The sequence below is a fragment of the Actinacidiphila sp. bgisy144 genome, from assembly GCF_057708105.1.
Map to the genome: position 1 here is coordinate 46,459 of NZ_JBYIRM010000045.1, position 12,800 is coordinate 59,258.

General features: G+C 73.8%; 9 protein-coding genes. 6 read left to right on the forward strand and 3 right to left on the reverse strand.

The features are described 5' to 3' along the window. Positions 1–31: 31 nt before the first annotated feature. Positions 32–1,207, reverse strand: coding sequence for a trypsin-like serine peptidase (locus AC3EVP_RS33905; protein WP_435136803.1), 1,176 nt, complete (start codon positions 1,205–1,207; stop codon positions 32–34). 184 nt (positions 1,208–1,391) lie between these two features. Between AC3EVP_RS33905 and AC3EVP_RS33910 the strand changes: the two genes are divergently transcribed. From AC3EVP_RS33910 to AC3EVP_RS33930, 5 genes are all read left to right on the forward strand, one after another. Then, complete coding sequence (locus tag AC3EVP_RS33910) at positions 1,392–2,873, forward strand: diaminobutyrate--2-oxoglutarate transaminase family protein (protein WP_435136806.1); 1,482 nt, start codon at positions 1,392–1,394, stop codon at positions 2,871–2,873. A gap of 154 nt (positions 2,874–3,027) precedes the next feature. Then, positions 3,028–4,851, forward strand: coding sequence for an IucA/IucC family protein (locus tag AC3EVP_RS33915; protein ID WP_435136809.1), 1,824 nt, complete (start codon positions 3,028–3,030; stop codon positions 4,849–4,851). Continuing rightward, positions 4,848–5,645 carry a GNAT family N-acetyltransferase gene (locus tag AC3EVP_RS33920; RefSeq protein ID WP_435136830.1) on the forward strand — a complete coding sequence of 266 codons (798 nt, stop codon included), beginning with the start codon at positions 4,848–4,850 and terminating at the stop codon, positions 5,643–5,645. Before AC3EVP_RS33915 ends, AC3EVP_RS33920 begins: the two co-directional genes overlap by 4 nt. Before the next feature lie 128 nt (positions 5,646–5,773). Beyond that, positions 5,774–7,537, forward strand: coding sequence for an IucA/IucC family protein (locus AC3EVP_RS33925; RefSeq protein ID WP_435136812.1), 1,764 nt, complete (start codon positions 5,774–5,776; stop codon positions 7,535–7,537). A 63-nt stretch (positions 7,538–7,600) separates the two neighbouring features. Further along, positions 7,601–8,188: an FHA domain-containing protein gene (locus AC3EVP_RS33930; protein WP_335978925.1), complete on the forward strand. Its 588-nt coding sequence runs from the start codon at positions 7,601–7,603 to the stop codon at positions 8,186–8,188. Here AC3EVP_RS33930 and AC3EVP_RS33935 read toward each other — a convergent pair. After that, a complete protein-coding gene (locus AC3EVP_RS33935) occupies positions 8,166–9,398 on the reverse strand; it encodes a serine/threonine-protein kinase (protein WP_435136815.1) in 1,233 nt (410 codons plus the stop codon). The genes AC3EVP_RS33930 and AC3EVP_RS33935 overlap by 23 nt on opposite strands. Before the next feature lie 40 nt (positions 9,399–9,438). After that, the gene (locus AC3EVP_RS33940; RefSeq protein ID WP_435136818.1) at positions 9,439–10,608 is read right to left on the reverse strand and encodes an FHA domain-containing protein; all 1,170 of its coding nucleotides are present in this window, start codon (positions 10,606–10,608) and stop codon (positions 9,439–9,441) included. Positions 10,609–10,740: 132 nt separating this feature from the next. Here AC3EVP_RS33940 and AC3EVP_RS33945 point away from each other — a divergent pair, with 132 nt between their 5' ends. Beyond that, entirely contained in the window at positions 10,741–12,747 is a 2,007-nt protein-coding gene (locus AC3EVP_RS33945; RefSeq protein ID WP_435136821.1) for an ATP-dependent DNA helicase, read from the forward strand. Positions 12,748–12,800: the final 53 nt, after the last annotated feature.

The following is a 12,800-nucleotide window of genomic DNA, read 5'->3' on the forward strand; positions in this document are numbered from 1 at the left end:
GCACCGTTTCCCGCCGCAGCCGCCGTACGGATCAGCTGAACTTCTTGCTCACCTTGTCGTACAGCTTCTTCGCGTCCGCGCCCAGCCGGGGGCCGGCCAGCCATGTCGCCGTCAGCGGGCCGACCGAGGTGTTGCTGACCAGCCCCACCTTGCCGTCGGGCATCGTGGCGAACCACCCGCCGCCGGACGCGCCGCCGGTCATGGTGCAGCCGAGCCGGTACTCCGTCGGCGCGGAGGCCAGCAGTGACAGCCGGCCCGGCGTGCCCTGGCAGGCGTACATCCGCTGGCCGTCGTACGGCGCCTCCGCCGGGTAGCCCCACGCGCCCACGGTCTTGATCTGTGTCGTCGAGGGCGCGTCGAACCACACCGGCATGGCCGCCCCGACCGTCTCCTGCAGGGACTTGCCGCCGGAGCCCTTGGCGGGGGTCACGTGCAGCACCGCGAAGTCGTACGGCGAGCCGCCGCCGCCCTGCTCGGAGCCGGTGCTGATCCACTGGTCCGAGGTACCGGCCCAGTCCGCCCACCACACGCCGTACGGGGCGAGTTTGTCCACGCTCGCGTGCGCCAGGGCCGACGCGCTCTCACCGCTGTCGTTGTAGTCCGGCACGAACGCGATGTTGCGGTACCAGCCCCCGCTCTTGCCCGCGTGCACGCAGTGCCCGGCCGTCCACACCAGGTTCGACCTGCCCGGGTGCGCCGGGTCGTCGACCACTGTGGCCGAGCAGACCATCGGACCCTTGGGGCTGTCGAAGAACAGCTTGCCGACGGCCGGCGCGTTGTCGTGGTAGGGCGTGCTGACCTTCCTGGCCGTCTCGGGAGCCGGCACCGGGTCGGTCTTCCCCTGGTCGGCGGACACGTCCGCGGGCACCTGCTTGTCGTCCTGGTCGGCGCCCTTCATCCGGTCGTCGCTCCACAGGCCGTCGATCACCGGGTTCACGAAGTCCTGGGCCTTGCGCAGCCAGGTCGTCCTGTCCCAGTTCTTCCAGCCGCCGTCCTTGTACGCCTGTTCCCACTTCTTCAGGTCGCTCAGGCTCGTCGGCAGCGACGTGGGCAGCTTGGGCAACGACTTGCTGACCGCCGCTGCGGTGCTCGGCGAGGCCGTCGCCTTGGCGTCGGTATGGCTCCCGGACGACCCGCACGCGGTGGCCGCGCCCGCGAGCAGTACGGCGGCCGCTGCGGCGACCAGCGGCCTGCGTATCGATGGCATGGATGTAACTCCCCCTGGTTCACGCATTGGTGAGAACTGTGCTGCCCCAAATCATGGACGGTTCCCCGGGCGCGGCCGTCCCCGGGGCGGAAAGTCCGGTGGCGGCCCGTGATCGGTCGGTGACCGCGTCGTTGGTACGTATGGGGGACAGCGGGGCGGAACACCGAGCAGGAGGAGAACACACGTGGTGGCCACTTCGAGCGTGCCGGGACAACTCACGGCACCCGCCGAAGACTTCGACTCGGGGGAAGCGATCCTGCACAGACAGGCGCAGCGGGAGTCCGCGGCGCGCACGTACGCGCGGTCGCTGCCGGTGGTGCCGGTCCGGGCCCGCGGTATGACCGTCGAGGGCGCCGACGGCCGCCGCTACCTGGACTGCCTGTCAGGTGCCGGCACCCTGGCGCTCGGCCACAACCACCCGGTCGTCCTGGAGGCCGTGCGGCGCGTGCTGGACTCCGGGGCGCCGCTGCACGTGCTGGACCTCGCGACGCCCGTGAAGGACGACTTCACCACCGCGCTGTTCGACACGCTGCCGCCCGGGCTCGCCGACCGCGGCCGCATCCAGTTCTGCGGCCCCGCCGGCACCGACGCGGTCGAGGCGGCCATCAAGCTCGTCCGGATCGCCACCGGCCGCAGCGGCCTGGTCGCCTTCTCCGGCGCCTACCACGGCATGACCGCTGCGGCCCTCGCGGCGACCGGCGACACCGCCGCACGGGCCACCGTCGAGGCCGACACCCGCGTCACCCGGCTGCCCTACCCGTACGACTACCGCTGCCCGTTCGGGACCGGCGGCGAGCAGGGCGCGGAACTGTCCGCACGGCTGACCGCCAGCCTGCTCGACGACCCCAAGGGCGGCGTACGGCAGCCCGCGGCAATGCTGCTGGAGCCGGTGCAGGGCGAGGGCGGCGTCATCCCCGCTCCAGGCAGCTGGCTGCGCCGGATGCGGGAGATCACCGCGGACCGCGGCATCCCGCTGATCGCCGACGAGGTGCAGACCGGAGTCGGCCGCACCGGGACGTTCTGGGCGGTCGAGCGCAGCGGGATCGTGCCCGACGTCATGGTGCTGTCCAAAGCCATCGGCGGCAGCCTCCCGCTCGCGGTGATCGTCTACCGCGAGGAGCTGGATGCCTGGCACCCTGGTGCCCATGCCGGCACCTTCCGCGGCAACCAACTCGCCATGGCGGCAGGCGCCGCCACGATCCGCTACGTGGCGCGCAACGCGCTGCACCGGCGCGCCGAGGAGGTCGGGTCCCTGATGCTGCGTCGACTGCGCGCGCTGGCCGGCGACCACGCCTGCATCGGCGACGTACGCGGCCGCGGCCTGATGATCGGCGTCGAACTCGTCGACACCGCAGCCGAACCCGACGACCGCGGAACGCTTCCGGCCGCGCCGCGCCTGGCCGCCCGCGTCCAGCAGGAGGCCCTGCGTCGCGGTCTGATCATCGAACTGGGCGGGCGGCACTCCAGCGTCGTCCGCCTCCTCCCACCGCTGACGATCACCGACGAGCAGGCCGACGCCGTACTGGACCGGCTCGCCGACGCCATCGCCGCGGCCGACCAGGCCGAAGGAAGCGGCCCCGCCGGGACCCGCCCTGCCGGGACCCGCGGCTCCGACCGAGGCGCCCGCGCCGCCCGCGCCGACGCCTGGACGGCGGGTGCCTCGTGAGAGCCGGCCCCGGCGCCTGCCCGACGCGCCACCGAGCCGCCCCGGCGCGCGCCGCCGCGGTGCCGGAGCACCCCGACAGACCGGCGCGCACCCCCACCGCCGTACTTCCCCGCCGTACCGCCGCAGCGCCGTACCGACAAGTGAGGCCCCAGGCATGACCGCACCCGTGGACCCCGCCGGCATCGACCGCCACGACACCGCCACCTCCGTGCCCCAGCAGCGGGCACGCACCCCCTGGAACCCGACCGGTACCGACCCGCTGGCACGCGACGAGCCGTACGCCGTGGCCGACGCGGCCGGCACCGAGGCGCTGCTGCGCTGCTGGACCCGTGAGAAGGGCCTGCCACAACCGTCCGACGGGATGCTGCGCGTGCCGCTGCCCGCGGCCGGCACCGCCGTCGGCGCGGTCGTCCACCACTGGTCCGCCACCGGCCACCACCGCTTCGGGCCCGCCCGGCTCGCCGCCGCCGACCACCGGCCGCTGACCGCCGTCGAACTCGCCGCGCTGCTGACCCGGGAGAGCGGCGCGGACCCCGAGGAGGGCGCCGACCTGGTCGCCAGGGTGGCCGACTCGGTACGGCGCACCGCCGTCTTCGTCGCCGACCGGCGCCGGCACCCCGGCAGCAGCGAGCCCGAACTGCCCTTCCTCGACTCCGAGCAGGCGCTGATCCTCGGGCACCCGCTGCACCCCACGCCCAAGAGCCGCGACGGCCTCGGTGACGCGGAGGCGGCCGCCTACTCACCCGAACTGCGAGGCTCCTTCCCCCTGCACTGGTTCGCGGTCGACCGGTCGCTGCTCGCCACCGACTCGGCGTGGACCGAGCGCGGCCGGCCGGTGCCGGCACCCGACCTGCTCACGGCGCTGGCCGGCCCCGACCTGGCGCTGCCCGCCGGGACCGCGCCGCTGCCGCTGCACCCGTGGCAGGCCCGGGAGGTGGGCCACCGGCCCGCCGTGCGGGCGCTGTTCGAGGCGGGCCTGCTGCACGACCTCGGCCCCGTCGGCGAGCAGTGGCACCCCACCTCCTCGGTACGCACCGTCTACCGGCCGGGTACGCAGATCATGCTCAAGCTGTCCCTGGCGCTGCGCATCACCAACTCCCGCCGGGAGAACCTCCGCAAGGAACTGCAGCGCGGTGCCGAGGTGCACCGGCTGCTGCGCAGCGGGCTGGCCACCCGCTGGTACGAGGCGCACCCCCGCTTCGACATCGTCCGCGACCCCGCCTGGCTCGCCGTGGACGACCCGGACGGCCGCCCGGTGACCGGCCTGGACGTCGCCTTGCGGCACAGCCCGTTCGGCCCCGGGGCGCAGGCGCACTGCGTCGCCGGGCTGACTTCGCCCCGGCCCTGGCCCGGCATGCCCGCACCCGCCCTCGCCTCCCGGCTCGCGGTCATCGTCGGCCGCCTCGCCGAGCGCACCGGCCGGCCCGCGACCGCGGTCGCCACCGAATGGTTCCTGCGCTACCTCGACGAGGTGGTCCGGCCCGTGCTGTGGCTGGACGGCGAGGCCGGCATCGCCCTCGAAGCGCACCAGCAGAACACGCTCGTGCTGCTCGACGCCGACGGCTGGCCGAACGGCGGACACTACCGCGACAACCAGGGCTACTACTTCCGCGAGTCGCACCGGGACGCGCTGGAGCGCCAACTGCCCGGCATCGGCGCCCAGAGCGACACCTTCGTCACCGACGAGGTGGCCGACGAGCGCTTCGCCTACTACCTCGGCATCAACAACGTCCTCGGCCTGATCGGCGCGTTCGGCGCCCAGCGGCTCGCCGACGAGGAGGTCCTGCTCGCCGCCTTCCGCCGCTTCCTCACCGACGCCGCCGGCGGCTCCAGCAGCCTGCCCGAGCGCCTGCTGCACAGTCCGCACCTGCGCTGCAAGGCCAACCTGCTGACCCGGCTGCACGGCATGGACGAACTCGTCGGGCCGGTGGACACCCAGTCCGTGTACGTCACCCTGCCCAATCCGCTGGCCCGCTGACCGGCGGCGCCCCGACCCCTCCTACCGCCCGCCATGTCCCGGCCGCGCGCCCGTCTCGCGTCCGGTCGGGACAGGAAGGAGCACCGTTGCCGAACGCCGACTCCAGCACCGAGGACACCCTCGACCTGAAACTGCCCCCGGAAGTCCTCGCGCTGTTCGCGGAAGGAGCGGCGACGGCAGCGCCGCCCGGCGGGGAGGCGGGGGCGGCAGGCGGCGGCGCGAGCGGGCTGCTCGACCGCATCGCGACCTGGCGGGCGGCCGAGACGGCAGTGGGCACCTTCCGACTGGTCCCGGTCGACCTCGAGCGGGACCTCGCGACCCTCACCGTGTGGATGAACGATCCGGCAGTCGCGGAGTTCTGGGAGCTGGCCGGCGACCAGCAGGTCACCGCAGACCACGTACGGGCCCAACTCGACGCCGACGGCCGCAGCGTGCCCTGCCTCGGCGTCCTCGACGGCACCCCGATGAGCTACTGGGAGATCTACCGCGCCGACCTCGACCCGGTCGCGCGCTACTACCCGGCCCGGCCGCACGACACCGGGGTCCACCTGCTCATCGGCGGTGTCGCCGACCGGGCCCGCGGCCTGGGCGGCACCCTGCTGCGCGCCGTCTCCGACCTCGTCCTCGACCACCGTCCCGCCTGCGGCCGGGTGATCGCCGAACCCGACCTGCGCAACACCCCGTCCGTGGCGGCCTTCCTCGCCGCCGGCTTCCGACTGTCCGAGGAGGTGGACCTGCCGGACAAACGTGCCGCCCTGATGATCCGTGACCGAGCCCTGCGCCATCGCATCTGACACAGTGGCCGGCCGCGCCCGACCGCGGCCGGCCACCTGCCATGTGCACGTGGCCGCGCCGGCCGTCCGACCGGTGACGGCCGCCTCGCCAGCAGCCCTCTTGTCCCTCCCGTCCGCAGGAGCACCCCGTGACGATCACACCCCTGACCGAGTCCGGCGCCGCCTGGGAGCGCGCGGCCCGGCGGTTGCTCGCCAAGATGCTCGCCGAGTTCGCCTACGAAGACGTGATCGCGCCCCTACCCGACCCGGCGTCGGGCCCCGACACCTACCGGGTCGACCTCACCCCCGACGTGACCTACCGCTTCCGAGCGCGCCGCGGCTCGTACGGCAGCTGGTACGTGGACGCGGGCAGCATCACCCCGACCGGTGACCCGATGCACTTCCTGGCGCACGGCCACGACAGCGTGCTCGGCCTCAGCGGCGACACCACCGGCCACCTGATCAGAGAACTGCTCACCACGCTCCGCGCCGATCTGCGGCTGGACGCCACCGCGCTGCCGGTCGCCGAACTCGCCGACCTCGGCTACGCGGAACTCGAAGGGCACCAGACCGGGCACCCCTGGCTCGTGGCCAACAAGGGCCGTATCGGGTTCTCGGACGCCGACGCGGCGCACTGGGCGCCCGAGGCCCGCAGACGCCACCTGCTGCCCTGGATCGCGGTCCACCGCGACCTCGCCGAATACCGCGGCACCGGCACCCTGACCACCTCCGACCAGCTCTACGCCGAGGAACTCGCCCCCGACGTCCTCGACACCTTCCACCGCACCCTCGCCGAGCACGGCCGCGAACCCGCCGACTACCTGCTGCTGCCCGTGCACCCCTGGCAGTGGGAACAGGTCGTCGCCCCGCTCTTCGCACCCGCGATCGCCGACGGGTCCATCATCCACCTCACCACTGACAACGACCTCCGGCTGCCGCAGCAGTCCGTCCGCACCTTCCTCAACACCAGTCGCCCGCACCGGCGAACGGTCAAGCTCCCGCTGGCAGTGCTCAACACCCTGGTCTGGCGCGGTCTGCCCACCGAACGCACGCTGGCCGCCCCCGCCGTCACCGCCTGGGTGCACACCCTGCGCGACCACGACCGCTTCCTGCGCGACGAGACCCGGGTGATCCTCCTCGGCGAGGTGGCCTCCGTCACCGTCGCCCACCCCCAGTACGACAAGATGCCGCAGGTGCCGTACCAGTACCGCGAACTGCTCGGCTGCATCTGGCGTGAGCCGCTGACGGCGTACCTCGCACCCGGGGAGCGCGCCCGCACTCTCGCCGCGCTTCTGCACACCGACCCCGACGGCCGCGCCTTCACCGCCGAGCTGGTCGCCCGTTCCGGGCTTTCCCCCCGCGTGTGGCTGCGGCACCTGTTCGCCGCGCTTCTCCCGCCCCTGCTGCATTTCCTCTACCGGTACGGCACGGTCTTCTCCCCGCACGGGGAGAACGCGATCGTCGTCTACGACGAGCACGACGTTCCGGTGCGGCTGGCGGTCAAGGACTTCGTCGACGACGTGAACGTCTCCGCGCACCGGCTGCCGGAACACGCCACCATGCCGGCGGACGTCCGCGCCGTGCTGCTCACCGAGGCGCCGGAATTCCTCACCCAGTTCATCCACTCCGGTCTGTTCATCGGAGTGTTCCGCTATCTCGCGCCGCTGTGCGAACAGCAGCTCGGTGTGCCCGAGAACGAGTTCTGGACCCTGGTGCGCGACGAGATCCTCCGCCACCAGGACCGCTTCCCGGAACTCAAGGAGCGGTTCGCGCTGTTCGACCTGTTCACCCCGCGGATCGCCCGGCTGTGCCTGAACCGCAACCGCCTGCACCTCGACGGCTACCGCGACCGGCCCAGCCGCCCCCACGCGGCCGTGCACGGAACCGTGGCCAACCCGCTCTGCGGACCCTGACCGCACCGCTACGATCGGTCCGACGACGGCCGCACCGGCGAACGGCCCGACGGTGGGAGTGGGATGGGCGAGGAGACTGGCGGCGGCAGGTGCCCGGCGTGCGGCACCACCGGCGCCCAGCCCGGGCAACTCGTCTGCCAGGGCTGCTACGTGCCCTTCGCACTCATGGCGGCCCCCGCCGGGCCGGACGCCATGGCGCCGGCCGGCGCGGTCGACGCCATGGCGTCCGCGCAGCCCGCGGACGCCCGTCCGGCCGCCGACCCGCACACCGAGCACACCCGTGTCATCGGCCGAAGGGGCGACGCCGGTGCGGGCAGCGACAGCACCCGCAGGGACGCGCCGGCGCTCGCGCTGCGGCTGGGCTTCCCGGGCGGACAGGTCGTCGCGGTCGAGCCAGGCCGGCACATCCGGCTCGGCCGCGAGCGGCGCCTGTGCCCCGCCGTGGCCTTCCTCGCCGCCCACGACAACCTGTCGCGGCTGCACGCCACCGTCGCGGTGGAGCCGGACGGATCGGCGTCCATCACCGACGAGGGCTCCATGAACGGCACCTTCCTGCACGGCTACCGGCTCCCGCCCAACGAGCCGGCGGTCCTCAACCCGGGCGACGTGGTCCGGCTCGCCGCGGACGTCACGGTCCGGGTACTGCCCTGACCGCCGCATAGGAGGCCACACACCTGGCGAGCGGGTGCTCGGCACCCAGGGTGGCGGACGTCTCGCGCGCCAGCTCCGCAAGACGCGTGGCGGCCGCCGGCGCGCCGCCCAGCCCCTCCAGCGCCCGCGCCCGCCCGAACCGGGCGGCGAAGGCCGCCGGCGCCCGGTCGGCGTCCTGCCGGGCCAGGTGCTGGAGCACCTGCCAGTACCGGCGGTCCGCGTCGGCGAAGTGCCCCGCCGTCAGGAGCCCTTCGCCCTCCTCCAGCAGGGTCCACACCACGTGCTGCGTCCCCCGGTCCAACGAGGTCGGCGTCCGCGGCACACGCCGCGGGCGCCGCATGGCCCGCAGCCGGGAGGCCACCAACTCCGCGGTCGGGGGCCGGTCGGCGGGGTCCTTGGCGAGGAGTTCGTGCACCAGGTGCGCCAGCTCGGGCGGCACCTCCGGCCGGCGCCGCTCGATCCGCTCGGGCGTCTCGTGCACATGCGCGTAGGCGTACCCGATGACATTGCCCGCGGAGAAGGGCGGCCCCTCCGCGAGGAGCGCGTACAGCACGCAGCCCAGGGAGTACAGGTCGGACCGGGCGGTGACCTCCCGTCCGTGCGCCTGCTCGGGCGAGAAGTACGGCGGGGAGCCCAGCACCGCCTGCGGGTCGGTGTGGCGCACGCGCCGCGGGTCGCTCTGCACCACGAGGCCGAAGTCGCAGATCTTGACGGTGCCGTCCGGCAGCAGCATCAGGTTCTCCGGCTTGATGTCGCGGTGCACGAGCCCGTGTTCGTGGGCATGCTGGAGGCCCGCGGCGATCTGGGCGCCGTAGCCGAGGACGTCGTCGACCGGCAGGCCGCCCCGGTCCAGCAGCACCGCGCCGAAGTCCTGGCCGGTCAGCAGCTCCATCACCAGGAAGGGGCGGCCTTCGTGCTCGCCCGCGTCATGGACGGTCGCCACGTTGGGATGGCCGAGCGCCGCGGCGGCGACGGCCTCCCGGCGGAAACGGCCCTGCCGCTCCTTGCGCTCGTCCTCGGCCCACTCGGCGCGCAAGGTCAGCACCTTTACCGCCACCCGGCGTCCCAAACCCTGGTCGACGGCCGCGTAGACCTGGCCGAAGCCGCCCCCGCCCAGCCGGTCCGCCAGCAGGAAGCGCCCACCGAGCAGCGTCCCGGCGCCGATCCCGTCCGGCGGCCCGCCACTCCCGCCGACCATGTTCCCGCTCACCCGCGCGCCCTCCCGTGCGTACACCGCCGCTGCCCGGCGCTCACCCCTGCGGGGGCGGTTCGCCGGCCAACCGCCACAGGTCCGACGGCAGGCCGACCATCGTCGGTTCCGCGGCCGCGGCGGCCTGCTGCGCTCCGACCGTACCGTCGGTGGCGTCGTCCTCGAACACGAACTGGCGGCCGCTGGGCAGCAGTTCCAGCCGCTCGTGCAGCACGACCGCGTCCCCGCGGCGCAACTGCCAGCGCGTGCCGTGGAACAGCGGCAGCATCTCGTCACCTGACGGGCGGCGGCGCCGGATACGGGTGCCGTTGGCACTGCGCTCGTCGACGACGGTCAGCCCGGTCCCGTCGTACTCCAGCACCACATGGGTGCGGCTGACGGAGTCCACCGCCTTGTCGTCGATCCAGGCGCCCAGGGCGACCCCGCCGCCCGCCGGTGCCCGCCCGACCGCCAGCGGCTGCCCGGCCGTCACCATGAAGCGGCCGCGCACGGTGCCGTCCATGAGCACCTTCATCTGGGCGCGGCGCGGCCGCGGCCCGGCATCCTCCAGCGGCACCCCGTGGGTCGGGCACAGCACCCGCCTGCCCCGCCGGCGGGGCAGCGCGGCGCTCGGGTGCTCGCCCGCCCCGAACAGCGGGCAGTGCGCCTCCGGGCAGCGCCACTCCCGGCTGAGCACATCGCGGTGCGCCGACGGCGCCCAGCGCCTGAGCACCCCCGCCTCCAGCAGCAGGCCCTCCTCCTCCTTGCGCGAGATCTGCCACTCCGGGGGCACCGGCATGATCCGGGGGCGCACCACCAGCACCCCGTCCGGCCCGAGCAGCGGGCGCAGGAAGTGGTCCCGGTCACCGGGTATCCAGGGATAGGCGCGGTGGAAGTCCAGGAAGTTGTCCGCGCTGACCACGTGCAGTTCGAGGGTGTCGGCGAGCTCCAGGATGCGGTCGTCGGCGCGGGGCAGGACCTCCAGCAGCCGGTCGCGGTACCAGCGGTCGAGCCGGGCGCGCTCCTGCGGGGTGAGCCGTCCGTCGGTCAGCAGCGAGCGGTCGGTGATCGGATAGACCTGCACCGCCGGGTCGCGGGCGAACTCCGCCAGAGCGTCCAGCAGCGCCTCGAAGCGGCCGAGGTCCGCGGCCCGGTCCCCGCCCAGGGCCGGCGCCCGTACGACGTTCGCCACGTCGATCACATATTCCGCGGCCGAGGCATCAAGCGTCATACGGCTCTCGCACTGCATGTGACCAGAAGCTAGCACCGCCTGACCGGGACGGTGCGGCGAAGGTCCGCGCGGTGACCGGACCGGTCTCACCCGGACGGCGTTGTCGGTGCGGCGCCGTAGGCTGGCCCTCCTATGACTGCCACCACCCCACCCGCTCTCACCGACCTGCTGCACTCCGCCGTCACCGCCGTCGGCGGAGTGGAGCGGGAAGGCCAGGTCGCCATGGCGCAGGCCGTACACGACGCCGTGGAAGACCAGTCCCATCTGCTCGTCCAGGCCGGCACCGGCACCGGCAAGTCGCTCGGCTACCTGGTGCCCGCCCTGGCGCACGGCGAGCCCGTGGTGGTGGCCACCGCCACCCTCGCCCTCCAGCGGCAGCTGGTGGAGCGGGACCTGCCGCGCACGGTCCAGGCGCTGAAGCCGCTGCTGCGCCGCGAGCCGCAGTTCGCGATGCTCAAGGGCCGGTCCAACTACCTGTGCCTGCACCGCCTGCACGAAGGAGTGCCGCAGGACGAGGAGGACGGCCTCTTCGACCCCTTCGAGGCCGCCGCGCCCACGAGCAAGCTAGGCAAGGACCTGCTGCGGCTGCGGGACTGGGCCGACGAGACCGAGACCGGGGACCGGGACGGGCTCAGCCCCGGCGTCTCCGACCGCGCCTGGAGCCAGGTCTCGGTCACCTCCCGCGAGTGCCTGGGCGCCTCCAAGTGCGCCTACGGTGCCGAGTGCTTCGCCGAGGCGGCCCGCGAGCGCGCCAAGGTCGCCGAGGTCGTCGTGACCAACCACGCCCTGCTGGCCATCGACGCCATCGAGGGCGCCCCGGTGCTGCCCAGCCATGAGGTGCTGATCGTCGACGAGGCGCACGAACTGGTCTCGCGGGTGACCGGTGTCGCCACCGGCGAGCTGAGCCCCCTCGGGGTCAACCGCGCCGTCAAGCGCGCCGCCAGACTTGTCAACGAGAAGGCGGCGGACGCCCTGATGAGCGCGGGGGAGGGCTTCGAGCGGGTGATGGAGCTCGCCCAGCCCGGGCGGCTGGAGGAGATCCCGGAGGACCTCGCGTACGTGCTCGCGGCGCTCCGGGACGCCTGCCGCCTGGTGATCACCGCGCTCGGCGAGACCCGCGACCGCTCCGTGCAGGACGAGGACGTCGTCCGCAAGCAGGCCCTCGCCTCCGTCGAGCACGTCCACGAGGTCGCCGAACGCCTGGTGCAGGGCTCGGAGTACGACGTGGTGTGGTGCGAGCGGCACGACCGGTTCGGCGCGTCGCTGCGGGTCGCGCCGCTGAGCGTGTCGGGCCTGCTGCGCGAGAAGCTCTTCACCGACCGCTCGGTGGTGCTCACCTCCGCCACGCTCAAGCTGGGCGGCGACTTCAACGGTGTCGCCGCCTCCCTGGGCCTGTCGCCCGAGGGCGTGACGGCCGCGGAGGGCGAGGACGAGGTGCCGCAGTGGAAGGGCGTCGACGTCGGCTCGCCCTTCGACTACCGCCGCCAGGGCATCCTGTACGTCGCCCGCCATCTCGCGCAGCCCGGCCGCGACTCGGGCCGCGAGGACATGCTCGACGAACTGGCCGAGCTGATCGAAGCAGCCGGCGGGCGCACCCTCGGGCTCTTCTCGTCGATGCGCGGCGCCCAGGCGGCCGCGGAGGCGCTGCGCGGAAGGCTGGAGCACCCGGTGCTGCTCCAGGGCGAGGAGACGCTGGGCGAGCTGATCCGCACCTTCTCCGAGGACGCCAGAACCTGCCTGTTCGGCACGCTGTCGCTGTGGCAGGGCGTGGATGTGCCGGGCGCGAACTGCCAGTTGGTGGTGATGGACCGCATCCCCTTCCCCCGGCCGGACGATCCGCTGATGAGCGCGCGCCAGAAGTCGGTGGAGGAGCACGGGGGGAACGGCTTCATGGCGGTGGCCGCCACCCATGCGGCGCTGCTGATGGCCCAGGGTGCCGGGCGGCTGATCCGGGCCACCGGCGACCGGGGTGTCGTGGCGGTGCTCGACCCGCGCCTGGCCACCGCCCGCTACGGGGGCTTCCTGCGGTCCTCGATGCCCGAGTTCTGGTACACCAACGACCGCAACCAGGTGCGGAAGTCCCTGGCGGCGATCGACGCGGCCGCCGGGGCGGCGGAGACGGCCGCAGCAGACGCGTAGCGGGCCCGTCACGGCCGTGTGCGGGCCCTGGGGGGGGGGGGGGGGGGGGAAAG

Bases quoted from the DNA above. Each gene is read 5' to 3' on its own strand.
- AC3EVP_RS33945 (WP_435136821.1), top strand. From the start codon at position 10,741: ATGACTGCCACCACCCCACCCGCTCTCACCGACCTGCTGCACTCCGCC.
- AC3EVP_RS33915 (WP_435136809.1), top strand. From the start codon at position 3,028: ATGACCGCACCCGTGGACCCCGCCGGCATCGACCGCCACGACACCGCC.
- AC3EVP_RS33905 (WP_435136803.1), bottom strand. From the start codon at position 1,207: ATGCCATCGATACGCAGGCCGCTGGTCGCCGCAGCGGCCGCCGTACTG.
- AC3EVP_RS33930 (WP_335978925.1), top strand. From the start codon at position 7,601: ATGGGCGAGGAGACTGGCGGCGGCAGGTGCCCGGCGTGCGGCACCACC.
- AC3EVP_RS33940 (WP_435136818.1), bottom strand. From the start codon at position 10,608: ATGACGCTTGATGCCTCGGCCGCGGAATATGTGATCGACGTGGCGAAC.